The sequence below is a fragment of the Pseudomonas sp. LJDD11 genome (assembly GCF_024584215.1).
Classification (GTDB): Bacteria; Pseudomonadota; Gammaproteobacteria; order Pseudomonadales; family Pseudomonadaceae; genus Aquipseudomonas.
The window spans coordinates 1-534 of record NZ_JANJFL010000140.1; the positions used below are offsets into that span (position 1 = coordinate 1).

Consider the following 534-nt stretch of genomic DNA (forward strand, 5'->3'; position numbering starts at 1 on the left):
TACACCACGACCGATCAGATGCCGATGGGCCAGCGTGAACCTGCCGCACCGCCACCGGAGCCTGAAGCCAAGCCTCCTGTCGAAAAGGCTGCGAAGCCCGGCAAGGCCGGCGCCCAGGGCAAGACACTGGATGATTGAAGTCGCAACAAGAGTGGAGCTGCGCTGTCAGCCCCACTCGTTGTGCATGCTGAAACTCAATCCCCGCGAATGTACTGCTCCAGTTGCTGGATGAGGCTGGCCTGTTCCGAGATGGCTTCCTTGACCAGGTCGCCAATGGACAGCAGCCCCAGCAATTGCCCACCTTCTACCACCGGCAGGTGACGCAGGTGGTTGTCGGTCATGATGTTCATGCAGGTTTCCACACTCTGCTGTGAATCGACCGTAATCACCTTGCTGCTCATGATGGCGCTGACCGGCGTACCGACAGACGAGCGTCCCTTCAGAACCATCTTGCGCGCGTAGTCACGCTCGCTGACCACCCCGACACCCACACCGCCCGCTATGACCGGCAATGCCCCGATATTCTTGTCTGCC

Annotated in this window: 1 protein-coding gene; it reads right to left on the minus strand. The window is 60.3% G+C overall.

The window, feature by feature from the left end; translation table 11 throughout:
• Positions 1 to 194: 194 nt before the first annotated feature.
• The coding region (locus NRB16_RS29205) for a CBS domain-containing protein (protein ID WP_257107611.1) at positions 195 to 534 on the minus strand (340 nt) is incomplete at its 5' end.